Source organism: Streptomyces panaciradicis, assembly GCF_023516615.1.
In the GTDB taxonomy this organism is placed as follows: domain Bacteria; phylum Actinomycetota; class Actinomycetes; order Streptomycetales; family Streptomycetaceae; genus Streptomyces; species Streptomyces panaciradicis.
Map to the genome: position 1 here is coordinate 1 of NZ_JAMGBF010000018.1, position 22,514 is coordinate 22,514.

General features: G+C 71.8%; 27 protein-coding genes and 1 tRNA gene. 9 read left to right on the forward strand and 19 right to left on the reverse strand.

The genetic code is table 11. The features are described 5' to 3' along the window. The 3 genes from M8J74_RS07665 to M8J74_RS07675 all read left to right on the forward strand — a co-directional run. A partial coding sequence (locus M8J74_RS07665; RefSeq protein ID WP_505016701.1) for a mannosyltransferase YkcB-related protein occupies positions 1-758 on the forward strand: 758 nt, incomplete at its 5' end. 61 nt (positions 759-819) lie between these two features. Next, positions 820-2,229, forward strand: coding sequence for an MFS transporter (locus M8J74_RS07670; protein WP_249835684.1), 1,410 nt, complete (start codon positions 820-822; stop codon positions 2,227-2,229). Positions 2,230-2,350: 121 nt separating this feature from the next. Continuing rightward, complete coding sequence (locus tag M8J74_RS07675; protein ID WP_249835685.1) at positions 2,351-3,112, forward strand: TetR/AcrR family transcriptional regulator; 762 nt, start codon at positions 2,351-2,353, stop codon at positions 3,110-3,112. A gap of 13 nt (positions 3,113-3,125) precedes the next feature. Here the strand turns inward: M8J74_RS07675 and M8J74_RS07680 are convergent, their stop codons facing one another. The 4 genes from M8J74_RS07680 to M8J74_RS07695 all read right to left on the reverse strand — a co-directional run bounded on the left by M8J74_RS07680 (position 3,126) and on the right by M8J74_RS07695 (position 7,632). Then, positions 3,126-3,599: a PPOX class F420-dependent oxidoreductase gene (locus M8J74_RS07680; RefSeq protein WP_249835686.1), complete on the reverse strand. Its 474-nt coding sequence runs from the start codon at positions 3,597-3,599 to the stop codon at positions 3,126-3,128. A gap of 48 nt (positions 3,600-3,647) precedes the next feature. Further along, positions 3,648-4,469: a YceI family protein gene (locus M8J74_RS07685; protein WP_249835687.1), complete on the reverse strand. Its 822-nt coding sequence runs from the start codon at positions 4,467-4,469 to the stop codon at positions 3,648-3,650. Positions 4,470-4,586: 117 nt separating this feature from the next. Then, positions 4,587-7,043: an MFS transporter gene (locus M8J74_RS07690; protein ID WP_505016702.1), complete on the reverse strand. Its 2,457-nt coding sequence runs from the start codon at positions 7,041-7,043 to the stop codon at positions 4,587-4,589. An 85-nt stretch (positions 7,044-7,128) separates the two neighbouring features. Continuing rightward, a complete protein-coding gene (locus M8J74_RS07695) occupies positions 7,129-7,632 on the reverse strand; it encodes a MarR family winged helix-turn-helix transcriptional regulator (RefSeq protein ID WP_249835689.1) in 504 nt (167 codons plus the stop codon). 194 nt (positions 7,633-7,826) lie between these two features. Here M8J74_RS07695 and M8J74_RS07700 point away from each other — a divergent pair, with 194 nt between their 5' ends. Continuing rightward, entirely contained in the window at positions 7,827-8,024 is a 198-nt protein-coding gene (locus M8J74_RS07700; protein WP_208780814.1) for a hypothetical protein, read from the forward strand. Between the two features lie 13 nt (positions 8,025-8,037). Here the strand turns inward: M8J74_RS07700 and M8J74_RS07705 are convergent, their stop codons facing one another. From M8J74_RS07705 to M8J74_RS07745, 9 genes are all read right to left on the reverse strand, one after another. Then, entirely contained in the window at positions 8,038-8,742 is a 705-nt protein-coding gene (locus M8J74_RS07705; RefSeq protein WP_249835690.1) for a hypothetical protein, read from the reverse strand. A gap of 49 nt (positions 8,743-8,791) precedes the next feature. After that, a complete protein-coding gene (locus M8J74_RS07710; RefSeq protein WP_058924409.1) occupies positions 8,792-9,682 on the reverse strand; it encodes an RNA polymerase sigma factor SigF in 891 nt (296 codons plus the stop codon). A gap of 317 nt (positions 9,683-9,999) precedes the next feature. Next, positions 10,000-10,848, reverse strand: coding sequence for an RNA polymerase sigma factor SigF (locus M8J74_RS07715; RefSeq protein WP_249835691.1), 849 nt, complete (start codon positions 10,846-10,848; stop codon positions 10,000-10,002). A gap of 193 nt (positions 10,849-11,041) precedes the next feature. Next, the gene (locus M8J74_RS07720) at positions 11,042-11,335 is read right to left on the reverse strand and encodes a Dabb family protein (RefSeq protein WP_058924411.1); all 294 of its coding nucleotides are present in this window, start codon (positions 11,333-11,335) and stop codon (positions 11,042-11,044) included. A gap of 26 nt (positions 11,336-11,361) precedes the next feature. Further along, on the reverse strand, positions 11,362-11,538 hold the full coding sequence (locus M8J74_RS07725) for a hypothetical protein (RefSeq protein ID WP_203237704.1): 177 nt from the start codon (positions 11,536-11,538) through the stop codon (positions 11,362-11,364). A 355-nt stretch (positions 11,539-11,893) separates the two neighbouring features. Then, positions 11,894-11,978: transfer RNA gene (locus M8J74_RS07730), tRNA-Ser, on the reverse strand. Positions 11,979-12,034: 56 nt separating this feature from the next. Further along, positions 12,035-12,460, reverse strand: coding sequence for a tRNA adenosine(34) deaminase TadA (tadA, locus tag M8J74_RS07735; RefSeq protein ID WP_249835692.1), 426 nt, complete (start codon positions 12,458-12,460; stop codon positions 12,035-12,037). A 38-nt stretch (positions 12,461-12,498) separates the two neighbouring features. Further along, on the reverse strand, positions 12,499-13,032 hold the full coding sequence (locus M8J74_RS07740) for a tRNA adenosine deaminase-associated protein (protein ID WP_249835702.1): 534 nt from the start codon (positions 13,030-13,032) through the stop codon (positions 12,499-12,501). Positions 13,033-13,272: 240 nt separating this feature from the next. Beyond that, the gene (locus M8J74_RS07745; RefSeq protein WP_079078070.1) at positions 13,273-13,458 is read right to left on the reverse strand and encodes a hypothetical protein; all 186 of its coding nucleotides are present in this window, start codon (positions 13,456-13,458) and stop codon (positions 13,273-13,275) included. A 95-nt stretch (positions 13,459-13,553) separates the two neighbouring features. On the opposite strand from M8J74_RS07745, the gene upp reads away from it, so the two are divergent. Beyond that, a complete protein-coding gene (gene upp / locus M8J74_RS07750) occupies positions 13,554-14,189 on the forward strand; it encodes a uracil phosphoribosyltransferase (protein ID WP_058924414.1) in 636 nt (211 codons plus the stop codon). Between the two features lie 100 nt (positions 14,190-14,289). Here the strand turns inward: upp and M8J74_RS07755 are convergent, their stop codons facing one another. Beyond that, on the reverse strand, positions 14,290-14,937 hold the full coding sequence (locus M8J74_RS07755; RefSeq protein ID WP_239015256.1) for a LytR C-terminal domain-containing protein: 648 nt from the start codon (positions 14,935-14,937) through the stop codon (positions 14,290-14,292). A 112-nt stretch (positions 14,938-15,049) separates the two neighbouring features. Further along, entirely contained in the window at positions 15,050-15,346 is a 297-nt protein-coding gene (locus tag M8J74_RS07760; protein ID WP_003999914.1) for a type II toxin-antitoxin system VapB family antitoxin, read from the reverse strand. Positions 15,347-15,452: 106 nt separating this feature from the next. Here M8J74_RS07760 and M8J74_RS07765 point away from each other — a divergent pair, with 106 nt between their 5' ends. Beyond that, the gene (locus tag M8J74_RS07765) at positions 15,453-17,042 is read left to right on the forward strand and encodes a helicase HerA-like domain-containing protein (protein ID WP_249835693.1); all 1,590 of its coding nucleotides are present in this window, start codon (positions 15,453-15,455) and stop codon (positions 17,040-17,042) included. A gap of 19 nt (positions 17,043-17,061) precedes the next feature. Here the strand turns inward: M8J74_RS07765 and M8J74_RS44435 are convergent, their stop codons facing one another. The 4 genes from M8J74_RS44435 to M8J74_RS07780 form a co-directional block, all read right to left on the reverse strand. Beyond that, a complete protein-coding gene (locus M8J74_RS44435) occupies positions 17,062-17,184 on the reverse strand; it encodes a hypothetical protein (protein ID WP_283947907.1) in 123 nt (40 codons plus the stop codon). A 48-nt stretch (positions 17,185-17,232) separates the two neighbouring features. Then, on the reverse strand, positions 17,233-17,538 hold the full coding sequence (locus M8J74_RS07770) for a hypothetical protein (protein ID WP_249835694.1): 306 nt from the start codon (positions 17,536-17,538) through the stop codon (positions 17,233-17,235). Between the two features lie 78 nt (positions 17,539-17,616). After that, the gene (locus tag M8J74_RS07775; protein ID WP_249835695.1) at positions 17,617-18,258 is read right to left on the reverse strand and encodes an HdeD family acid-resistance protein; all 642 of its coding nucleotides are present in this window, start codon (positions 18,256-18,258) and stop codon (positions 17,617-17,619) included. Between the two features lie 60 nt (positions 18,259-18,318). Then, positions 18,319-18,909 carry an HhH-GPD-type base excision DNA repair protein gene (locus tag M8J74_RS07780; protein ID WP_249835696.1) on the reverse strand — a complete coding sequence of 197 codons (591 nt, stop codon included), beginning with the start codon at positions 18,907-18,909 and terminating at the stop codon, positions 18,319-18,321. 168 nt (positions 18,910-19,077) lie between these two features. Here M8J74_RS07780 and M8J74_RS07785 point away from each other — a divergent pair, with 168 nt between their 5' ends. From M8J74_RS07785 to M8J74_RS07795, 3 genes are all read left to right on the forward strand, one after another. After that, on the forward strand, positions 19,078-19,545 hold the full coding sequence (locus M8J74_RS07785; RefSeq protein ID WP_249835703.1) for a cupin domain-containing protein: 468 nt from the start codon (positions 19,078-19,080) through the stop codon (positions 19,543-19,545). After that, the gene (locus tag M8J74_RS07790; protein ID WP_249835697.1) at positions 19,542-20,300 is read left to right on the forward strand and encodes an SDR family NAD(P)-dependent oxidoreductase; all 759 of its coding nucleotides are present in this window, start codon (positions 19,542-19,544) and stop codon (positions 20,298-20,300) included. The genes M8J74_RS07785 and M8J74_RS07790 overlap by 4 nt, the downstream gene beginning before the upstream one ends. A 145-nt stretch (positions 20,301-20,445) precedes the next feature. Continuing rightward, complete coding sequence (locus M8J74_RS07795; RefSeq protein WP_249835704.1) at positions 20,446-22,494, forward strand: copper resistance protein CopC; 2,049 nt, start codon at positions 20,446-20,448, stop codon at positions 22,492-22,494. Positions 22,495-22,514 lie beyond the last annotated feature (20 nt).

Sequence of the window (22,514 nt, forward strand, 5' to 3'; positions counted from 1 at the left end):
GCCGTGTCAGCCGCCGACTCGCCCTCGGGGCTGCGGCGGTGGGCCTGGTGGCCTCGCTGGCCGGCCCGACGGCGTACACCCTCAGCACCGTGCAGAGCGGCCACACCGGTTCCATCGTGACGGCCGGCCCGGCCGGCGCGAGCATGATGGGCGGCGGCGGTGGCGGCATGCGCGGCGGTTTCGGGGGCGGCGGCATGCCGGGCCAGCAGAGCCAACAAGGCCGGCAAGGGCAGCAGAACGGGAACGGCTTCCCCGGTGGCGGGATGCCGGGCCAGAACCAGCAGAACGGCAACGGCGGCACCCAGAACCAGCAGAACGGCAACGGCTTCCCCGGTGGCGGCCGGATGGGCGACGGCGGCGGTATGGGCGGCGGCGGTGGCGTCGGCGGCCTGCTCAACGGCGCGAGCGTCTCCTCGCAGGCCAAGAAGCTGCTGGAGACGGACTCGTCGAAGTACACCTGGGTCGCGGCGGCCATCGGAGCCCAGAACGCGGCGAGCTACCAGCTCTCCACCGGCGAGCCGGTGATGGCGATCGGCGGCTTCAACGGCACCGACCCGTCCCCGACGCTGGCCCAGTTCAAGACGTACGTGGCGGACGGGAAGATCCACTACTTCATCTCGTCCGGCACCGGCGGCGGCATGGGCGGCAGCAGCAGCGGCACGTCCTCGCAGATCACCTCCTGGGTGGAGAAGACCTTCAAGAAGGTGACGGTGGGTTCGGCCACCTTCTACGACCTGACGCAGAAGGCGAGCGGCTGACCCCGGCGCCTGACCAGAACATTGCTGTACACCGTATAGTGATCGCTATACGGTGTACAGCATGTCTGTCTCCCCGGGTGCCCAGGGCCACCCCCAGCGCTGGCTGATCCTCGGCGTCATCTGTCTCGCGCAGCTGACCGTGCTGCTCGACAACACCGTCCTGAACGTGGCCATCCCCTCCCTCACCCGGGAACTGGGCGCCGAGACCTCCGACATCCAGTGGATGATCAACGCGTACTCGCTGGTCCAGTCGGGCCTGCTGCTCACGGCCGGCAGCGCGGCCGACCGCTACGGCCGCAAGAAGATGCTGATCACCGGCCTGGTCCTGTTCGGCATCGGTTCGCTGGCCGCCGGCCTCGCGAACGGCACCGGGCAGCTGATCGCGGCGCGGGCGGGCATGGGCGTGGGCGGCGCACTGCTGCTGACCACCACCCTCGCCGTCGCCATGCAGATCTTCACACCCGAGGAGCAGCCCCGGGCGATCGGCATCTGGGCGGCGGTCAACGCGCTGGGCTTCGCGGCGGGACCGCTGCTCGGCGGGTTCATGCTCGACCACTTCCGGTGGGGAGCGATCTTCCTGGTCAACCTGCCGGTGGTGGCGTCGGCCCTGGTGGCCGTCGTGGTCCTGGTACCGGAGTCCAGGAACCCGCGCGGCGACCGCCCCGACCTGCTCGGCGCGCTGCTCTCCACGATCGGCATGGCCTCCCTCGTCTTCGCGATCATCTCCGGTCCCGAGCACGGGTGGACGTCCGTCCGGGTGCTGTCCACGGCGGCCGTCGCGGTCCTGGCCCTGGGTGCCTTCGCGTACGGGGAGAGCCGGATCCCGTACCCGATGCTCGACCCGCACTTCTTCCGCGACCGCCGGTTCACCGGGGCGGTCACCGGAGCCGTGCTGATCACCTTCGGCATGGGCGGGGCGCTGTTCCTGCTCACCCAGCACCTGCAACTCGCCCTCGGATACGGCCCCCTCGAAGCCGGCCTGCGCACGGCGCCGCTCGCGCTGACCGTCGTCGCGCTCAACTTCTCGGGTCTGTCGGCGAAGTGGGCGGCCAGGCTCGGTACGCCGGTGTCCATCGCGGCGGGGATGGTGCTCATGGCGGGCGGCCTGGTCGCCATCGCCGTGCTGGACGCCGGGGGTTACGCCGGGACGCTGGTGGGGCTGCTGCTGATCGGCGCGGGCTGCGCGATCGCCAACCCGGCGATGGCACACGCGATCATGAGCTCCATCCCGCCGGAGAAGGCGGGGGTGGGGGCCGGGATCAACGGGACGCTGGCGGAGTTCGGCAACGGGCTGGGGGTCGCGGTGCTCGGAGCCGTGCTCAGTTCCGCCGGAGGGCTGGTGGAAGGGCTGCGGGCCGGGCAGTTGGTGGGAGCCGCGGCCGTGCTGCTCGGCGGGTTCGTGGCGGCGGCGTTGCTGCGGCGGGCTCAGCGGGCAGACTCGGAGATGGTTGTCGCCCACGGACCCGGGTGACAGGGCAGTCGTGCGGCTACCGGTCGTATGGGGTTGATCGCGCAGTTCCCCGCGCCCCTGGATGTCGGCTGCCGCCTAGCATCTTGATCAATGAGGTCGGACAGGGCTAGGAAGGTGCGCCATGGTGAAGGCGGCTGAGCGTGCGGCGCGGACCAGCGTCTGGCTGGAGGGCAAGGTGCGCCGGGGCGGTCGCGGCGGCCAGCCGTCCGGCCTCGACCGCGACCGGATCACCGAGGTCACCGTCCGTCTCCTGGACGCCGAGGGGCTGGCGAAGTTCTCGATGCGCCGGCTGGCCGGGGAGCTGAACGTCACCGCGATGTCCGTCTACTGGTACGTGGACACCAAGGACGACCTCCTCGAACTCGCCCTCGACGCGGCCTTCGGCGAGCTGATCCTGCCCGACCCGGAGGCCGACGAGGACTGGCGGGACCAACTGCGCACGCTGGCGCGGGAGTACCGCGCCCTCCTGGTCCGCCACCCCTGGCTCTCCCCGCTGGCCGGAACGTTCCTCAACATCGGCCCGAACTCCCTCGCGTTCTCCCGGGTCGTCCAGCAGGTGATCCGCAAGACGGGCCTGCCCGTGCCCGGACTGACGGGCGCCCTCTCCGCCGTCTTCCAGTTCGTGTACGGCTTCGGCACCATCGAGGGCCACTTCATCGCCCGCTGCGCCACCGCCGGCATGACCCAGGACGAGTACTTCCGGCACGCGATGAGCGCGGTGACGAGGTCCCCGGAGGCCGCGGAGATCGTCAAGGAGAACGAGGAGATCATGGCGGCCCGCGGCGGTGACACGGTCGAGGAGATGCGGGACCGCGACTTCACCTTCGCCCTGGACCTGCTGGTGGCGGGAATCGAGGCGATGGTGGAACGCGCCGGATCCTAGGGCGGGTGTCGCCCTAGGCGTCCGGTGAGGCCAGGCGGGCCGGGAAGCCGCCGGTCGCGACCGGACCCCACCGCTTCGGCGTGACCCGGATGATCGACTTGCCCTGCTTGACCATCGCCTCCCGGTACTCGTCCCAGTCCGGGTGCTCGCCGGCGATGTTGCGGTAGTACTCCACCAGGGGCTCCACGGACTCCGGCGTGTCGATGACCTCGGCCGTGCCGTCGACCTGGACCCACGGCCCGTTCCAGTCGTCGCTCAGGACGACGAGGCTGACCCGCTCGTCCCGCTTGGCGTTGCGGGTCTTGGCCCGCTCGGGGTACGTCGAGACGACGATCCGCCCCGAGTCGTCCACACCGCAGGTCAGCGGCGAGGCCTGGGGGCTGCCGTCGGCCCGCCGCGTCAGCAGGATCGCGCGATGGCGGGGCCGTACGAAGTCCAGCAACTCGTCGAGGGAGACGGACGTGTTCGTAGCGATGTTCGGTGCCATGGCCTCAGCCTAGGCGTCCGGCACCCGCTCAGCCTGTCCCCGCCGGGCCTACCCTTGCGGCAGGGACTCCCCCTGCACCGCCTGGACGTCCAGTTCCACCTTCAGCGTCGTGCCGATCGCCGCGATGCCCGCCTGCACCACCTGGTTGTAGTTCATGGCGAAGTCCTCGCGCCGCAGCTCGGTCGTGGCCCGGAAGGCGGCCCGGGTCCCGCCCCACGGGTCGGCGCCCGTGCCCAGGTAGGCCAGGTCCAGCTCGACCGGGCGGACGACGCCGTGCAGCGTCAGCTCCCCGTGCACCGTCCAGCGGTCCGAACCGGCCGCCGTCAGACCCGTCGACCGGTAGGTGATCTCCGGGAACCGCTCCACGTCCAGGAAGTCCGGCGAGCGCAGGTGGTCGTCGCGCATGCCGTTGCCGGTGTCGATGGACGCGGCCCGGATCACCGCCTCCACGCTCGACTTCTCCACCTCGTCCGGCGCGATCTCGATACGGGCCGTGAAGTCGGTGAAGCGTCCGCGCACGCTGGAGATGCCCAGGTGCTGGGCGACGGCGGCCACGGACGAGTGCGCCGGGTCGACGGTCCACGGTCCGGGCGGCGGCAGCTCGGTGCCGCCCTGCCGTGCCAGCGTCACCGGGCCCAGCTCGGCCCGGCCGCTCGCGGTGACGATCGCCGTGGAGGCCGTGGGCGCGTACCCGACGGCGGTGACGATCACGACGTACGGCCCGGGCGTCAGCGCCGTCGCGTCCCGCACGGCCCCCTCGGCGTCCGCCTCGGCGCGCAGCACCTGCGTGCCGGTCATGTCGGTCACCGTGACGACCGCGTGCGACACGGCCCATCCGTCCCGCGTCCGGATCCTCGCGCTCAGTCCCATCCCGTTTTCTCCCTGCGGTGCAAAGTGGTCTCAAAGAAACCGGCCCGCGGCTTCCGGCCGCGCGACTCCCACACAGGAGCACGCGCACCGTCCGCCACGGGCCGGAGCGATACCGAACTACTCGGCCGGGTGGGCCAGTTCGATGTCGTGGTCGTCGACGCCGCGGCCGTTCACGGTGAGCGCGGTGGCGACCGGCGGGTAGCCCGTCGCGATGACCGTGTACTCGCCGCTGTTCAGGTCGGTGAAGGCGTACGCCCCGTCCGGCCCGGTGGTGGCGGTGCCGACCACGTTGCCGGCCGCGTCCACGAGGGTGACCCGTGCGTCGGCCAGCGCTCCGTGCGGCGCCCGGACGACGCCCTGGAGCTGGGCCCCGGAGTCCAGGTCGATCTCGATCCGGGTGACCCCGGTGCCGCCGACCTCGACGGGCAGTGCGCGCGGCCGGAACCCGGCGGCGTTCACGGCGACGGTCACGGCGCCCGGGACCAGCTCCGCGAAGGAGAACTCGCCCTGCTCACCGGTGTTGCCGGTGGCCAGCAGGTCTCCGCGCACGTCGGTCACGATGACCATCGCGTCCTTGACGGGCAGCGCGTTCTCGGCGGCCCGCACCACACCGCTCAGCCCGCTGGTGCCGCTGAGCAGGACGTCGTACGAGACCGGCTCGCCGTTCACCACGACGGTCGACGCCTGCGGCTGGAACCCGTCGGCGGCGGCGATCAGGACGTAGGAGCCGACGCTCGGCGCGTCCACGGCGTAGGAGCCGTCGGCCTGCGTCACCGACCGGCCCAGCTGGCGTCCGGCCAGCGAGATCAGGGTGACGGCGGCCTGCGGGACGGGCGCGCTCTCGTTGCCGCGGACGAAGCCGCGCACCGGGATGCCGCCGGAGCCGGCCGCCTCCTCGGGACGGGCGATGGTCGCCACGGCGGCCAGCCGCTGCGTGCCGTCACCGGCGGTCTCCGGTTCGGAGGCCACGGCCCAGCTCGGGACGTGCTCGGCGGCGGCGGTCTCGGCGGCGGCCGGGGCGGCCTCCGCGTCGGCCGGGGCGTCCGCCCCGCTCGCGGCCTGCGCCAGGGCGCCCTTGGTCCGCAGCGGGACCTCCTTGATGAACAGGGTGATGAAGAACGCGATGGCCGCGAGGGCGCCGGCGATCATGAAGACGTCGGCGATGCCGTGGCCGTAGGCGCTCTCCATGAGCGTGCGGATGGGCACCGGCAGCTTGTCCATGTCCGGAATGGTGTCCGTGGACGAGCTGGAACCGGCCAGCGCGGCCCGGTACTGCGGGTCGAGGGCGGCGATGCCGTCCTTGACGTAGTGCGTGATCCGGTGGGCCATCACCGCGCCGAGGGCGGAGACGCCGACAGCACCGCCGAGGGACCGGAAGAAGGTGACCGTGGAGCTCGCCGAGCCGAGGTCGCTCGGCTCGACCTGGTTCTGCGTGCACAGCACCAGGTTCTGCATCATCATGCCGATGCCGAGACCCAGCAGGGCCATGAAGATGGCCATCTTCCAGTAGGCCGTGTCGTACCGGATGGTGCCGAGCAGGCCCAGTCCGGCCGTCACCAGGACGCCACCGCTGACCAGCCACGCCTTCCAGCGGCCGGTGCGGGTGATGAACTGCCCGGAGACGGTCGAGGAGACGAACAGGCCGCCGATCATCGGGATGGTCAGCACGCCGGACATCGTCGGGGACTTGTCGCGGGCCAGCTGGAAGTACTGGCTGAAGAACACCGTGCCCGCGAACATCGCGATACCGACGAACATCGACGCGAGCGACGCCAGGGTGATGGTGCGGTTGCGGAACAGGCGCAGCGGGATGATCGGCTCGCTGGCCTTGGACTCGATCAGCACGAACAGCGCGCCGAGCAGGATCGACCCGCCGACCATGCTGTACGTCTGCCACGACAGCCAGTCGTACTTGTCACCGGCGAAGGTGACCCAGACCAGCAGCAGCGAGACGGCGGCGGCGATGGCGGTGGCGCCGCCCCAGTCGACCTTGACCTCCCGCTTGACCACGGGCAGGTGCAGGGTCTTCTGCAGGACGATCAGCGCGATGACGGCGAAGGGGACGCCGACGTAGAAGCACCAGCGCCAGCCCAGCCAGGAGGTGTCGGTGATGACGCCGCCGAGCAGCGGGCCGCCGACGGTGGCGACGGCGAAGGTGGCGCCGAGGTAGCCGGAGTAACGGCCGCGCTCACGGGGCGAGATCATCGCGGCCATGACGATCTGGGCGAGGGCCGACAGACCGCCGACGCCGATGCCCTGGACGACACGGCAGGCGATCAGCATGCCGGAGTTCTGCGACAGGCCGGCCGCCATGGAGCCCAGGACGTAGATGACCAGGGCTATCTGGACGAGGGCCTTCTTGCTGTACAGGTCGGCGAGCTTGCCCCACAGAGGAGTGGCCGCGGTCATCGACAGCAGGGCGGCGGTGACGACCCAGGTGTAGGCGGACTGGCCGCCGCCGAGGTCGCTGATGATGTGCGGCAGGGCGTTGGAGACGATCGTCGACGACAGGATCGCCACGAACATGCCGAGCAGCAGACCGGAGAGCGCCTCCATGATCTGCCGATGCGTCATCGGGCCGTGCTCGGCGGAGCCTCCCCCGTGCTTGGCATGAGCCCGCACACCGGCTGGTGTGGTCGTTGCCATGGGCTTCCTTTTCTTACGTGTTCGCGGGTGTACGGGTGGTCGCTTCGAGTTCGGTCGCGGGAGGCGGCAGCCGGGGCGGTACGCCGACGCGGCTGTCGTCGAAGCTGGCGCGCAGCCGGGCCATGAGCCGCGTGAGCTGGGCGACCTCCTCGTCGCTCCAGTCGCTCAGGCAGTCGGCCAGCAGCTGCGTGGTCCGCTCGGAGAGCAGCTCCAGCTGGGCCCGGCCCTTGGGCGTCAGGTGCACGATCCGGGACCGCTTGTCCGCCGGGTCGGGGGAGCGGTCGATCCAGCCGCGCTCGGCGAGGTGGGCGACATGGCGGCTGGTGACCGACATGTCCACGGCGAGCAGCTCGGCGAGCCTGCTCATGCGCATGTCGCCGAAGCGGCCCAGCAGGGTCAGCACGCCGGCGCTGCCGCTCGGGCAGTCGGACGGCATGATCCGCCCGAGCTCCCGCTTCACGGCGCCGAAGGCACTGAACTGACGCATCAGTTCCTCGTACTGTGCCCGCTCGGCCATGACACCTCCCGCATTCGTTGCTTAGGGCAACCATAGGAGTTGTTGGTTGCTGCAGGCAAACATATCGGGGCCGGGTGACATAAAAACTTGGCAAAGGCAAGTATTGCGAACGTAAACGCGCAGGTGGAGGCCGTCCTCCTGGGGTCCGGCCCCCCACTTGGGCCACAACCGCGGATTCGCTAGGGTCTCGGGCTATGGCAAACCCCCAGAACCCCCAGGGCAACTACGACCCCGCCGGCAGCACCCAGATGTTCCGCGCGTTCGTGGACGAGGGGCCGCAGGGCCGACAGCAGCAGGCCCCCGCCCCGGCGGGCCCCCGCATCGGCCTCATCGTCGGCGTCGTCGTCGCCGTGGCGGTCGTGGCCGCCGTGGCCTGGCTCGCCCTGATGTAAGCGGTACGACAGCTCACTTCCACCGGACGGTGACGTCCCGCGTCTCGATGTGCATGCCCAGCGGCACGCGCCAGGCGTCGACGCACACCGTCCAGGTCTTCTCCCTGCGCGCCCCGGCCCCGATCGGCGCCGGCAGCGCCACGTCCGAGGTGACGGTCCCCCAGTCGATGCCGAGCGCGCCGATGACGTGCGTCCCGAAGGTCACCGTGCCCGAACGCACCGCGGTGCCGCCGGAGTTGGTGAGGGTCAGGGTCACGTCCTCGCACCAGCGCTCGCCGGTGGCCTCGCGGACCGGGTCCGACCAGGTCAGGTCGGCGGGGCGGGCAGGGCCGGACGGGGCCGCGCTGGAGGGCGGAGCGGCCGTCGTCGGGTCCGATCCGGGTTCGTCGCGCGCCGGACTCCCGCCCGGGCCGGGCGCCGGCGCCGTGGTGCCGGGCGAAGTCACCTGTGCGGCAGGGGCGTTGTGGCCGGCGGCCGACGGTGACCCGCTCGCCTCGCGCGGACCGTCCAGCGGCACCAGCGTCACCCTGCCCGTCGGCCTCATCGCCGTACCGGAGGACGCGCCGCCCACCGCTCCGGTCGCGACGTAGCCGCCGCCTCCGCCGCCGCCCCCGCACGCCGCCAGCAGCGCGCCGAGACAGACGGCGGCCGCCGACGCGCCGATCAGGGCGCCTCGACGGCCGGGTGTCCACGTCGGCCCAGGAGTCCCACGAAGCATCGCGCCATGGTGGCTGACACTCCGTCAAAGAGGAACCCCCGCGAAGGGATCAGTCCGAGATGAGGCCCTCGCGCAGCTGGGCCAGCGTCCGGGTCAGCAGCCGGGAGACGTGCATCTGGGAGATGCCGACCTCCTCGCCGATCTGCGACTGCGTCATGTTCGCGAAGAAGCGGAGCATGATGATCTGCCGCTCACGGGGCGGGAGTTTGGCCAGCAGCGGCTTGAGCGACTCGCGGTACTCGACGCCCTCCAGGGCGCTGTCCTCGTAACCGAGCCGGTCGGCCAGCGAGCCCTCGCCGCCGTCGTCCTCCGGGGCCGGCGAGTCCAGCGACGACGCGGTGTAGGCGTTGCCCACCGCCAGGCCGTCGACCACGTCCTCCTCGGACACGCCCAGCACGGCGGCGAGTTCGGGCACGGTCGGGGAGCGGTCCAGCTTCTGCGACAGCTCGTCGCTGGCCTTGGTGAGGGCCAGGCGCAGCTCCTGCAGGCGGCGCGGGACGCGCACCGACCACGAGGTGTCGCGGAAGAACCGCTTGATCTCGCCGACGACCGTCGGCATCGCGAACGTGGGGAACTCCACGCCCCGTTCGCAGTCGAAGCGGTCGATCGCCTTGATCAGGCCGATGGTGCCGACCTGGACGATGTCCTCCATCGGCTCGTTGCGGGAGCGGAAGCGGGCCGCCGCGTACCGCACGAGCGGGAGGTTGAGCTCGATGAGTGTGTCCCGGACGTAGGCGCGCTCGGGGCTGTTCTCGTCCAGGGCGGCGAGCCGCAGGAACAGGGAGCGGGACAGGGTGCGGGTGTCGATGGACTCGGACGAGGCCGGGAGAGCCGGAGCCGGCAGGGCCTCCAGAACCGGGACGTCGTCGAGCACGGCGTCGGGCGCGGACTCGCTCTTCGTGAGCGTGAGCACCTTCGAGCTGCCCTGTTCTGCGGACATGCCACCCCCTCTGGGTCGCGGGACGGTCGCGGCCGACCCCCGCCTCATGGCGAGGAGTTCAGCCTTCACCTGAATACCGGAGCCGAAGCCACGGCAAACGCTCTGCCGGAAGAATGTCACATGTCGGCAACACGCTGTAGTGACATGTCGACACCGCAGAGGCGAATCGGCCCTGGAAAGAGGCGGTCTGAGCGTTTTTCTGCGCAGAAAGGTCGGGAAGAGCGCCGATGAGCGATTCGCTCGCGCCGGCTACCGCTCGATCCTGCTTGCGAACTGCGATGATCCGCAGTGTTCTCGGGTGTGCTCCCGTGCGCCTCTTATGCCTCGATCCGATTCGCGGAACGCAGCCGCTGGAAACTACGCGCGAGTAGCCGCGAGACGTGCATCTGAGAGACGCCGAGTTCGGCGCTGATCTGCGACTGCGTGAGATTGCTGTAGTAGCGCAGCAGAAGGATGCGCTGTTCGCGTTCCGGGAGCTGGACGAGGAGATGGCGGACCAGATCGCGGTGCTCCACGCCGTCCAGCGCCGGGTCCTCGTAGCCGAGCCGGTCCAGCAGTCCGGGCAGCCCGTCGCCCTCCTGGGCGGCCTCCAGCGAGGTCGCGTGGTACGAGCGGCCGGCCTCGATGCAGGACAGCACCTCGTCCTCGGAGATCCGCAGCCGCTCGGCGATCTCCGAGGTGGTCGGGGTGCGCCCGAAGGCGGTCGTCAGGTCCTCGGTGGCGCTGTTGACCTGCACCCACAGCTCGTGCAGCCGGCGCGGTACGTGGACGGTCCGTACGTTGTCCCGGAAGTACCGCTTGATCTCGCCGATGACCGTCGGCATCGCGAAGGTCGGGAACTGCACGCCGCGGTCCGGGTCGAAGCGGTCGATGGCGTTGATGAGCCCGATGGTGCCGACCTGGACCACGTCCTCCATCGGCTCGTTGCGGGAGCGGAAGCGGGCGGCCGCGTAGCGCACCAGCGGGAGGTTGGCCTCGATCAGGGCCCCGCGCACCCGGTTGTGCTCGGGCGTGCCCGGCCTGAGCTCCTTGAGCTGGGCGAAGAGCACCTGGGTGAGGGCCCGGGTGTCGGCGCCGCGGCTGCGCTGCGGAGCGGCCGGCGCTGCTTCCGTGACTTCCGTGACCTCCTGGGGAGGCGCAGTACTGGCCGACACGGTCAACGCCACCTCTTCAAACGGTCTTCATCGGTCAACTCATCCGTCAAAAGCGGTCATAGCATCACAAGACATGTGCACTGTGTGCAAGCACCGCATAACTCCGTGTTATCCCGTGTTGACGCGCGAAAGCCCTCCGCCGTTGCGGCGGAGGGCTCCGGAAGGGGTGGCAGGTGACGTGGTCCGGCTCGGTCGGCCTGTCGGCTCAGTACGCGTAGTCGGCGATCACCCAGGTGGCGAACTCCTTCCACAGGGCCACGCCGGCCTGGTGCTCGGGATGCTCGAGGTAGCGGCGCAGCGCCTCCGGGTCGTCGAATCCGGAGTTGATGGCGAAGTCGTAGGCGATGGGCCGGTCGCTGAAGTTCCAGCCCAGCTCCCAGAAGCGGATCTCGGGGATCTTCCCCTCCAGCGCGCGGAAGGCCTCGACGCCGGCCACGACGCGCGGGTCGTCGCGCTCGACGCCCTCGTCGAGCTTGAAGAGGACGAGGTGGCGGATCATGTGCGCTCCTGAGGGGTGACGGTCGGTCACTTGGCTCCGTCGGCGAGCCAGGTGAAGAAGTCGCCGATGGCCTTGGCGGCGTCCGAGATGCCCTCGAACGCTATCTGCACGTAGTCGGCGGCCTTGGCCGGGTCCGTGATGATCACGTAGAGCGCGAAGACCACGAGCGCATAGACGGCGATCTTCTTCGCGTTCACCGCCATCGCGGCCTCCCCTGTGACTGATGTGCTGCTAGGGACCCCTGTTGCCGCCGGTGAGTGTAACTTCACACGGACTTTAAGGACCAACGGCCCGCCTGCCCGGGGCCTTTGCCGGATCCGCGCGGCCGCGTCGAGGAGCAGGATGGAGTCGAGCCCGCAGGATCTGGCAGGAATCCCGGGCTCGGGACCGAACCCCACTGCGGGGTGCGCACCGCTGTTCTCCCCCGTCGGCGACGCGCACTTGAGGGTCCGGTCCCCGCCGGGGGAGGCGGCTCATCCCTCGAAGCCGTCTCCCTCGTCCTGCATTTCGCGTGCCGACGCACAAAGGGCCCCGTCTTTCGACGGGGCCCTTCTCAAGCGGTAGCGGAGGGATTTGAACCCTCGGTGACTTGCGCCACACTCGCTTTCGAGGCGAGCTCCTTCGGCCGCTCGGACACGCTACCGAGGGAGACCTTACAGCACAGAGGCCCATGCCCTGAAATCGGTATTCGGGTGGCTCTCAGCGGGCCCGGAAGAAGTCGGTGAGCAGCCGGGCGCACTCCTCGGCGAGCACGCCCTCGACGACCTCGGGACGGTGATTGAGCCGGCGGTCGCGGACCACGTCCCAGACGGAGCCGGCCGCGCCGGCCTTCTCGTCGCGGGCGCCGTAGACGACCCGGTCCACGCGGGACTGGACGATCGCGCCCGCGCACATCGTGCACGGCTCCAGCGTGACGACGAGCGTGCAGCCGGACAGCCGCCACTCGCCGAGGCCGGCCGCGGCCCGCCGGATCGCCAGGACCTCGGCGTGCGCGGTCGGGTCACCGGTGGCCTCGCGTTCGTTGTGCCCGGCGCCGATCACCGTCGTGCCGTCCGGGGCCAGCAGGACGGCGCCGACGGGGACGTCCGCGCCGGCCCGCCCGGCCTCGGCCAGGGCGAGCCGCATCGCGGCCCGCCAGCGGTCACGTACGGGGTCGGCCGCCGTCAGCGGACGGTCTCCAGGACCTCCGAGGCGCCCAGGGCCTCGGCGATCGCGGTCAGCGCGTCCTCGTCCAGGGAGCGCAGCTCCTTGGCCCCGACGCCGAGGTCGTCGAGGATCTCGGCGTCGCCGACGGGGCTGTGCGGCACCGCCTCGGCGGACCCGCTCGCCTCGTCCCCGTCGTCGTCCTCGTCCTCGCCGTCCTCGGTCCCGTCGAGGTCGAGGGCGTCCAGGTCGGGGCCGTCGTCGCCGGGCTCCCTTCCGAGCAGTTCGTCGGTGAGGAGGATCTCGCCGTAACTGCTGCGAGCGGCGGCGGCGGCGTCCGAGACGTAGATACGAGGGTCGTCCTCGCCGTCCACGCGGACGACGCCGAACCACGCGTCCTCCTGCTCGATGAGCACCAGCACCGTGTCGTCGTCGGGCGAGGCTTCACGGGCCAGGTCGGCCAGATCCGACAGCGTCTCCACATTGTCGAGGAGCTCTGTGTCGCTCGCTTCCCACCCGTCTTCGGTGCGCGCGAGCAGTGCGGCGAAGTACACCGTGACTCTCCCACTGGTCATAGGTGTGCCGGTTGGGGGTCCCCCCGGCGGAGGTTTCGGGCGGAGAGAGCTTGGCTCCGAGCCCCACCCACTCGGAATCGTGGCAGAAACAAGGCGTGCAGGGGACGTCTTCGGCTCCCTGTGTCCGCTCGTTTTGATCGACCACCAGCGGGATCGTACGCGGCAAACGTGAGGCACATGCACCCGGTTGCCCTACTCGGCTCCCGCGACGGCCCCCGGCTACCAGCGGAACGTCCGCATGCGCATGGCGTGACGAAGGCGGGCGACCTTGGCGCGGCGGGGCTGCACCCGGTCCCGCAGTTCGCGGGCCTCCGCGAGCTCGCGCAGGAACCGGGCGCGGCGCCTGCGGCGCTCGGCGTCGGTCTCCTGCTGTGACGTGTCCGCCCGGGACTCAGGTTCAGGCATTGGTTCACCACCCCGTTTGCGTCCCTCCCACTTTCCCTCCGATGGGCGGTTTGATGCCAGAGCGAGCGTTCCCCGGCCGCGGTTACTGTTAGGTCATGCGTCTCCACGTCGTCGACCACCCCCTGGTCGCCCACAAGCTCACCACCCTGCGCGACCAGCGCACCGACTCCGCGACCTTCCGCCGTCTCGCCGACGAGCTGGTCACCCTGCTCGCCTACGAGGCCACGCGCGACGTGCGCACCGAGGCGATCGACATCCAGACGCCGGTCGCCCGGACCACCGGTGTGAAGCTCTCCCGGCCGCGCCCGCTGGTCGTCCCGATCCTGCGGGCGGGCCTCGGCATGCTGGACGGCATGGTCCGGCTGCTGCCGACCGCCGAGGTGGGCTTCCTGGGGATGATCCGCAACGAGGAGACCCTCCAGGCCTCGACGTACGCCTCGCGGATGCCGGAGGACCTCTCCGGGCGCCAGGTCTACGTCCTGGACCCGATGCTGGCGACCGGCGGGACGCTGGTCGCGGCCATCCAGGAGCTGATCAAGCGCGGTGCGGACGACGTGACCGCGGTCGTGCTGCTGGCGGCCCCCGAGGGCGTGGAGATCATGGAGCGCGAGCTGGCGGGCACGCCGGTCACGGTCGTGACGGCGGCGGTCGACGACCACCTCAACGAGCACGGCTACATCGTCCCGGGCCTGGGCGACGCGGGAGACCGCCTCTACGGCGCGGCCGAATAGCGGCTGCCCGCAACGCCGTCAGGGGCGCGGGGAACTGCGCGACCGGCCACGTCAGGCCGGTGGCCGCCGCACCATCGCACCCCTGCGGCGCGCAGGCGTCTCAGCAGGTCTTCTTCGAAGAGGTGGGCGCCGGCACCGGCTTGCCCAGCGCGGCCATCGCCTTGTCCGCGTCCGCCTGCTTCGTGAGCGACGTGAAACCCGTGCCGATGATCAGATCGACGTCGGCTCCCTTGCGGGAGGCCTCCGTGCGGCGCTCGGCGCCGGCCAGCTGGGTCCCCAGCACGGGCAGCGAGGTGTTCAGGGACGACGCCGGGCCCAGCAGTATCCCGGTGCCCTTGACCTTCTTGTCGAACTCCTTGGCCGCGTTGCCCACGTCACCGATCTTGAAGCCGCGCTTCTTGAGCTCGTCCGCGGTGTCCTTGGCCAGTCCGCTGCGCGGGGTGGCGTTGTAGACGTTCACGGTGATCTGCGCGGGCTTGGGCACCTTCGCGGCGGCCGCGGCGGACGCGCTCGCGCTGACCCGCGTGGAGCAGTCCGCCTTGGGGCCGGCCGCCGAGGCCTGCTTGCCGCCGCCGGTGAAGACGTCGACGAGCTGCAGCGTGCCCCAGCCGAGCACGCCGAGCACGACGACGGAGGCCGTGGCGGCGAGCGTGAGCCTGCCGCGCCTCCGGCGAGGACGCATCCGGGGGTACTTGTCTCCCTTGATCCGGTACTTACCACCCATGCCGGGGGGAGTCAGCATGCTCATGAGCGCAGCGTAGTGCGCCTGGGCGGCGATGCCTACTAGATGATCATTCGACGCCGCACAGGTGAACCCGAAAGGGCCAAGCCTTTACCGACCGTCCTCGATCCCGGGCGTGTCAGTCCAGTTCCAGCACGCGCGCGTGGAGCACCTGGCGCTGCTGCAGCGCCGCCCGCACCGCGCGGTGCAGGCCGTCCTCCAGGTAGAGGTCGCCCTGCCACTTGACGACATGGGCGAACAGGTCGCCGTAGAAGGTCGAGTCCTCGGCCAGGAGTGTTTCCAGGTCGAGCTGCCCCTTGGTCGTCACGAGCTGATCGAGGCGGACCGGGCGCGGCGCGACGTCCGCCCACTGCCGGGTGCTTTCCCGGCCGTGGTCGGGGTACGGCCGGCCGTTTCCGATGCGCTTGAAGATCACACGGAAAGCCTACCGGTCAAGACCTTCCGGGCGCAGCCATGGAGACGGAGTGCGACGCTGGAAAAGATGCCGCAAAGCGGGCCGAACCGGGAACAGAGGGTCTGACATGAGCGAGCGCGAGACCGTGCCACCGGCAACCACGTCCGAAGCCCCGGGAAGCGCCCGCGCCCTCCCGCGGGAGGCCCTGGAGATCGCCTCCGGGTACGCCTTCACCGGCCCGGCGCTGGACCTCGGCGCCCTGATGTGGGGCGGGGAGTGCCTGCCGGACGCGCAGATCCGCATCCCGCTGACCATGCTCAACCGCCACGGTCTCGTCGCGGGCGCCACCGGCACCGGCAAGACCAAGACGCTCCAGCTCGTCGCCGAGCAGCTCTCGGCGCAGGGCGTGCCGGTCTTCCTCGCCGACATCAAGGGCGACCTGTCCGGCGTCTCGGCGGCCGGACAGCCGAACGACAAGGTGCGGGCGCGGGCCGCGGAGGTCCACCAGGAGTGGACGCCGACCGGCTTTCCCGCCGAGTTCTACGCCCTCGGCGGGCTCGGGCACGGCATCCCCGTGCGGGCCACGGTCACCAGCTTCGGGCCGGTGCTGCTGGCCAAGGTGCTCCGGCTCAACCAGACCCAGGAGCAGTCCCTCGGCCTGATCTTCCACTACGCCGACACCAAGGGCCTGGAGCTGGTCGACCTCAAGGACCTGCGCGCGGTCGTCGCCTTCCTCACCTCCGACGAGGGCAGGGCGGAGCTGAAGGGCATCGGCGGGCTGTCGGCCGCCACGGCCGGCGTCATCCTGCGCTCGCTGACCGCGTTCGAGGCCCAGGGGATGGCCGACTTCTTCGGGGAGCCGGAGTTCGACACCGCCGAGTTCCTGCGTACGGCGCCCGACGGGCGGGGCGTCGTCTCCGTCCTCGAACTCGCCGCCGTACAGGACCGGCCGCAGCTGTTCTCGACGTTCCTGATGTGGCTGCTCGCCGACCTCTTCCACGACCTGCCGGAGATCGGGGATGCCGAGAAGCCGGGGCTGGTGTTCTTCTTCGACGAGGCCCACCTGCTCTTCGACGACGCCTCCGAGGCGTTCCTCGACGCGATCACGCAGACCGTCCGGCTGATTCGCTCGAAAGGAGTCGGCGTCTTCTTCGTCACCCAGACCCCGAAAGACGTACCCTCCGACGTCCTCGCCCAGCTCGGCAACCGTGTCCAGCACGCTCTGCGGGCGTTCACACCGGACGACCAGAAGGCCCTCAAGGCGACGGTGAAGACCTTCCCGAACAGCGCCTACGACCTGGAGGAGCTGCTCACGGGCCTGGGGACCGGCGAGGCCGTCGTCACCGTGCTCAGCGAGAAGGGCGCCCCGACACCGGTCGCCGCCACCCGGCTGCGCGCGCCCGAGTCCCTGATGGGCCCGCTCGACGGCCCCGCCCTGGACGAGGCGGTGCGCTCCTCGGCGCTGTACGGGCGTTACGCACAGGCTGTGGACAGGGAATCGGCGTACGAGAAGCTGACGTCGGACCGGCTCGCCCGGGCCAAGGGGCCGGAGGAGATGAAGGAAGCGGCCAGGGCGCCGAAGGCGAAGCCGCAGCCGAGCGTGGTCGAACAGGTCGTCGGCAGCGGCATGTTCAAGTCCCTCGCCCGCTCGGTCGGCACGCAGATCGGCCGAGAGATCACCCGCTCCCTCTTCGGCACGGCACGGCGGAGGCGGTAGGCCCGCCTCCGCCGCCCGGTCAGCGGCCCCGTTCCTGCGGGGGCCGCTGCTGCTGCGGTTTCTTCGCGTCCGGCTTGGGCGCGCTGCGGGCGGCCTCCGCGCGCAGCAGGGCGCGCAGGATCGCGTAAGGGTCTGTGGGCATGGGTGTGTTCCTCGCGTCGTGACGGACCGTGCCTGGGGGCGGGGTCCGTCAGCAGCGCAGGACCACGGTGCGCAGGAGACGCGGGAGGCGCGCCGGGAGGCTCCGGGAGGGCGCCGCGGGCCCGATGGGCGCCGGGGGCGGCAGCGGCGCCGGCCGCGGGGGCACGGCCGGGCGCCGCAGGGAGCGGAGGAGGGGTGGCAGCGCCGCCGCCTCCGAGACGTCGTACTCGGCGCTCATGGCCTGCGGCGGCGCGGACGGGACCGTCCAGGCCTCCTGGGGGACCAGGAGCGCGAGCAGCAGCACGAGCGCCCGCAGCCAGGAGCGGCGGTGCGGGCGGCGTCGTGCGGAGGTCACGGGGATTCCTCTCCCCCGACACGCCCGCCGTTCGGCACGCCGGGTGCCGGATACGCCCGTACGGAGCACACGGCGCCGCTAGAGCGCTTGCGGCACCTCGCGGGCCCGGCCCCGGATGCGGATCGCCGTGATGATCTCCACGATGCCGACGGCGACCAGCCAGATGCCGCTGACCAGGGTCAGTACGGCGACCGACTCGAAGGGCGAGTCGATCAGCACGATCCCGGCGACGAGGGTCAGGACGCCGAGGAAGATCTGCCAGCCGCGGGCCGGCATCTCCTTGTCGTGCGCCGCGGCCAGGGTCTGGGTGATCCCGCGGATCAGCCAGCCGATGCCGATCCACAGGGCGAGCAGCAGGATCGACCGCATCGGGCCGCGCAGACAGAACAGGCCCAGCAGGATGGAGAGGGCGCCGCTGATGAAGGCCAGGACGCGCAGGGACGTCGACCGGTGCGTGCCGAAGGCGGCGATCAGCTGGAAGACGCCGCTGACGAGGAGGTAGAGGCCGAACAGGACACCGGCCGCGAGCAGCGAGGCGCCCGGCCAGACGAGCACCAGGACGCCGAGGACCAGCGAGGCGACGCCGGTGAGCAGGACGACCTGCCAGGCGGCGCGGGACAGGGCGTGCAGGGGGCCTTCGAGGGGCGGCTCGGACGCGGTGGCGTACGCGCGGTCGTCGTACCCGGCGCCCCGGTCAGCAGTGTTGGGCAGGTCGGTCATGCTCCATGCTGGGATCGGCGCCGGGCACTCCGCCACCGCAGGACCCCACTTGGGCCACGCCTATCCCCGCGTCTTCGCGGCCTTGGCCGCCGCCTTCATCTCCTGCTTGTGCGCGCGCACCCTGGCCAGGGACTCCGGCCCGGTGATGTCGGCGACGGACCGGAAGGACTCCGTCTCGCCGTAGGCGCCGGCGGCCTCGCGCCACCCCTCGGGCCGCACGCCCAGCTGCTTGCCGAGCAGCGCCAGGAAGATCTGCGCCTTCTGCTTGCCGAAGCCGGGCAGGTCCTGCAGACGGCGTAGCAGCTCACGGCCGTCGGCGACGCCCTTCCAGACGAGCTCGGCGTTGCCGTCGTAGTGCTCGACGAGGTACTGGCACAGCTGCTGGATCCGCTTGGCCATGGAACCGGGGTAGCGGTGCACGGCCGGCTTCTCGGAGAGCAGCGCGACGAACGCCTCCGGGTCCTGCGCGGCGATCTCGTGCGCGTCCAGGTCGTCGGCGCCGAGCCGGTCGGCGATGGTGCGGGGCCCCTTGAACGCCCACTCCATCGGGACCTGCTGGTCCAGCAGCATCCCGACCAGCGCGGCGAGCGGGGAGCGCCCGAGGAGCTCGTCGGCCTCGGGGTCCTGGGCGAGGTGAAGGGTGACGTCCATGACCCCGATCATGCCTCCGCGGCGGTCGGAGCTCCACGTGAGCACCGCGAGCGACCGCCGTTTTCCGGTCCCCGTCCCCGTCGAAGTCCTTCTGTACGGCCACCGAGAGGGCCCAACTCGACGCGTCGCGCGGGGAGTAGCGTGCCGGAGATGAGCCAGTCGAATCCGGTGACGCCGGAAGACCTCGTCGCGCACTACGCGCTGGAGCCCATCCCGCGCGAGGGCGGCCTGTTCCACGCCACCTGGGCGGGACCCGAACGGGCCGACGGCCGCCCGGAGGGCACCGCGATCGTCGCCCTGCTGAGGGCCGGCGACCACTCCGCCCTGCACCGCCTGCCGAGCGACGAGATCTGGCACTTCTACCTCGGCGACCCGCTCGAACTGCTGCTCCTCGCCCCCGACGGCACCTCGTCCACGGCCGTCCTCGGCCCGGACGTCCTGGGCGGCCAGCACCCCCAGCTGACCGTGCCCGCCGGCACCTGGATGGGCGGCCGGACGCTGGGCGCGTGGACGTTCTTCGGCTGCACGATGGCCCCCGGGTTCACCTACGAGGGGTACGAGCACGGCGACGCGGGCCGCCTGGCGGCGCGGTATCCCGACCGGGCGGCCCAGATCCTGGAACTGTCCCGCCCATGAGACTCCTCGAAGGACAGGTCGCCCTGGTCACCGGCGCGGGCGGCGGCGTCGGCCGGGGCATCGCGCTGAGGTTCGCCGAGGAAGGGGCCGCGGTCGCGCTGCACTGCCGTACGTCCGTGGAGGCCGCGCGTGAGGTGGCCGAGCGGATCGGGCGGTCGGGAGGCCGGGCCGCCGTGGTGCGAGGCGACCTCACCGACGAGGACGTGTGCCGGCAGGTGGTGGGGGAGGCGGCGGCGTGGGGCGGCCGGCTGGACGCCCTGGTCAACAACGCGGGGGTGCAGCCCGTCCAGGAGCTGCCCGGGATGACGGCGGGCGAGTGGCGGGCGGTGGTGGACGCCAACCTGTCGAGCGTCTTCGCGTGCACGCAGGCCGCGGCGGAGCTCATGCGCGAGGGCGGCGGCGGTTCGGTCACCCACATCGCGTCCGTCGAGGGCCGCCAGCCGGCCCCCGCGCACGCCCACTACAGCGCCTCCAAGGCGGCCGTCGCCATGCACGCCCGGTCGGCGGCCTTGGAGTACGGGCGGTACGGCATCCGCGTCAACACCGTCTCGCCGGGGCTGATCGACCGGGAAGGGCTGGCCGAGGCCTGGCCGGAAGGGGTGGCACGCTGGCGGGCGGCGGTACCGCTCGGGCGGCTGGGGCGGCCGGAGGACGTCGGGGACGCCTGCGTGTTCCTGGCCTCCCGGCTCGCCTCCTGGGTCACCGGCCACGACCTGGTGACGGACGGCGGGGTGTCGGCGCGGCCGACGTGGTGAGGGGCACTGAGCACACGGCGGCTTCCGTGCGTACCTAACCGGAAGGCGGCGAGTCCGACGACGGAGAGACGACGTGAGGTGTGAGGGTGCGCGCGGCGGACGGCGGCCGCGGGAGGCCGGTGTGCGCGCGGGAGTCCGGGGACCCCTGCTGCTGGGCGCCCTGCTGGTGCTGCTCGTCCTCGGCGGCGCCGGACCGGCGTCGGCCCACGCGGCCCTGAAGTCCACCGACCCGAAGGACGGAAGCGTCCTGAAGTCGGCGCCCCGTTCGATCACGCTGACCTTCACCGAGTCCGTCGGCCTGCTCGACGACTCCTTCCGCGTCCTGGACCCCGACAACAAGCGGGTCCGCACGGGACCGGCCGAGCACGGTCCGGGCGGCTCGGACACCGCGCGCGTGACACTTCCCGCCGAACTCGCCCGGGGCACGTACGTGGTGGCCTGGCGGGCCGTGTCCGCCGACAGCCACCCGGTGTCGGGAGCGTTCACCTTCTCGGTCGGCAAACCCTCACCGACGGTCGCCGCGGTGAACGCCGGCTCGGTCGAGAACCCGGCCACCGCCGGCCTGTACAACATCGCCCGCTATCTGGCCTACCTCGCCGCCGCCCTGCTCATCGGCACGTCGGCCTTCGTCGTCCTGTGCCGCCCGGCGGACCCCGCTCCTCTGCGCAAACCCCTGGTGGCGGGCTGGTGGACCCTCCTGGGCACCAGCCTGTTCCTGCTGGCACTGCGCGCCCCGTACGAGACCGGGGCCGGCCCGGCGGCGGCCTTCGACGCCGGGGCCCTCACCCGGACCCTGACGGGCCGCCCCGGGATGGCCCTGCTGGTGCGGCTGGCGCTGCTGCTGATCGTCGCCGCCGCCTTCGTGTCACTCCGCAAACGACCGGGCTGGTCCTGGCTGTCGGCGGCGGGCAGCGGTCGGTCGGCGCGGTCCGTCCCGGATGCCTCGCGGGGGACGGCCGCCGACGCCGCCCCGGACCGGCCCGAGGCCCAGGACAAACCGAACGAGGAGGCCGTCCACGCGGCCGACGGGCGTCCACCGGTGGCCGAGGCCCAGGACGGGCCGCACGGGGCCGAACGGCGGCCCCCGGCCGTGGCGGACGCCGGACGGGCGGACGCGGGGTCTGAGGCCGCCCGCCGGGCCGTCTCGCGGCCGATCCCGGCCGCCTCCCCGCCGCTCCTGGCCGCCCTCACCGCCGTGGCCGTCGCGCTGGCGCTGACCTGGGCCGCCGCCGAGCACGCCTCGGCCGGCATCCAGGTGCCCCTGGCCATGACCTCCTCGGTGCTGCACCTGCTGGCCATGGCCGTCTGGCTGGGCGGACTCACGGCCCTGCTGGTCCTGCTGCACCGCACCGAACTCGCCCCGGCCGCCGTGGCCCGCTTCTCCCGTCTCGCCCCGGCCTGCGTGACCGTCCTCGTCGTCACCGGCGTCTACCAGTCCTGGCGCGGCCTGGGCTCCCTGAACGCGCTCACGGCGACGACGTACGGCCGTCTGCTGCTCGCCAAGCTGGCCGCGGTCGTGCTGCTGCTGGCCCTGGCGTGGCTCTCCCGGCAGTGGACGGCACGGCTCGTCGCGGCGCCGGCCGAGGCGGTCGTACGGGAACGGGTGCCCGAGCCGGTCGGCGGCGGGCCGGCGCTGCCCGCGCCGGACGACCCCGCCGGCCCGTCCGCGGCGCCCGCGTCCGCCGACCCGGCGGAGTCCGCCGCCTCCCGCCGCGGGCTGCGCCGCTCCGTTCTCGCCGAGGTGACCGTGGGCGTGGTCGTCCTGGTGGTCACCACGGTTCTCACCGGCACCCTGCCGGGCCGCGCCGCCGCCGAGGCCGAGCAGGCGCCGACGACGGCCGGCGGGCTGCCGGCCACGTCCGTGACCATGATCCCGTTCGACGTCGGCACCCCCGGCGGGCACGGCAAGGTGCAGATCACCCTCGACCCCGCACGGGTCGGCGACAACTCCGTGCAGGCGGTCGTCTTCGGCCCCGACGGCGGCATCTCCACCGTCCCCGAGCTGCGGCTCTCCTTCACGCTCCCCGCCCGGAGGATCGGCCCGATCGACGCGCGGCTGACGAACCTCGGCGGCTACTGGGGGACCGACTCGGTGACCCTCCCCATCGCCGGGACCTGGACGTTGAAGGCGACGGTCAGGACCTCCGACATCGACCAGGTCACCGTCTCCAGGACCGTGCGGATCACCGGCTGACCTCGGTCGGCGCCCGGTGC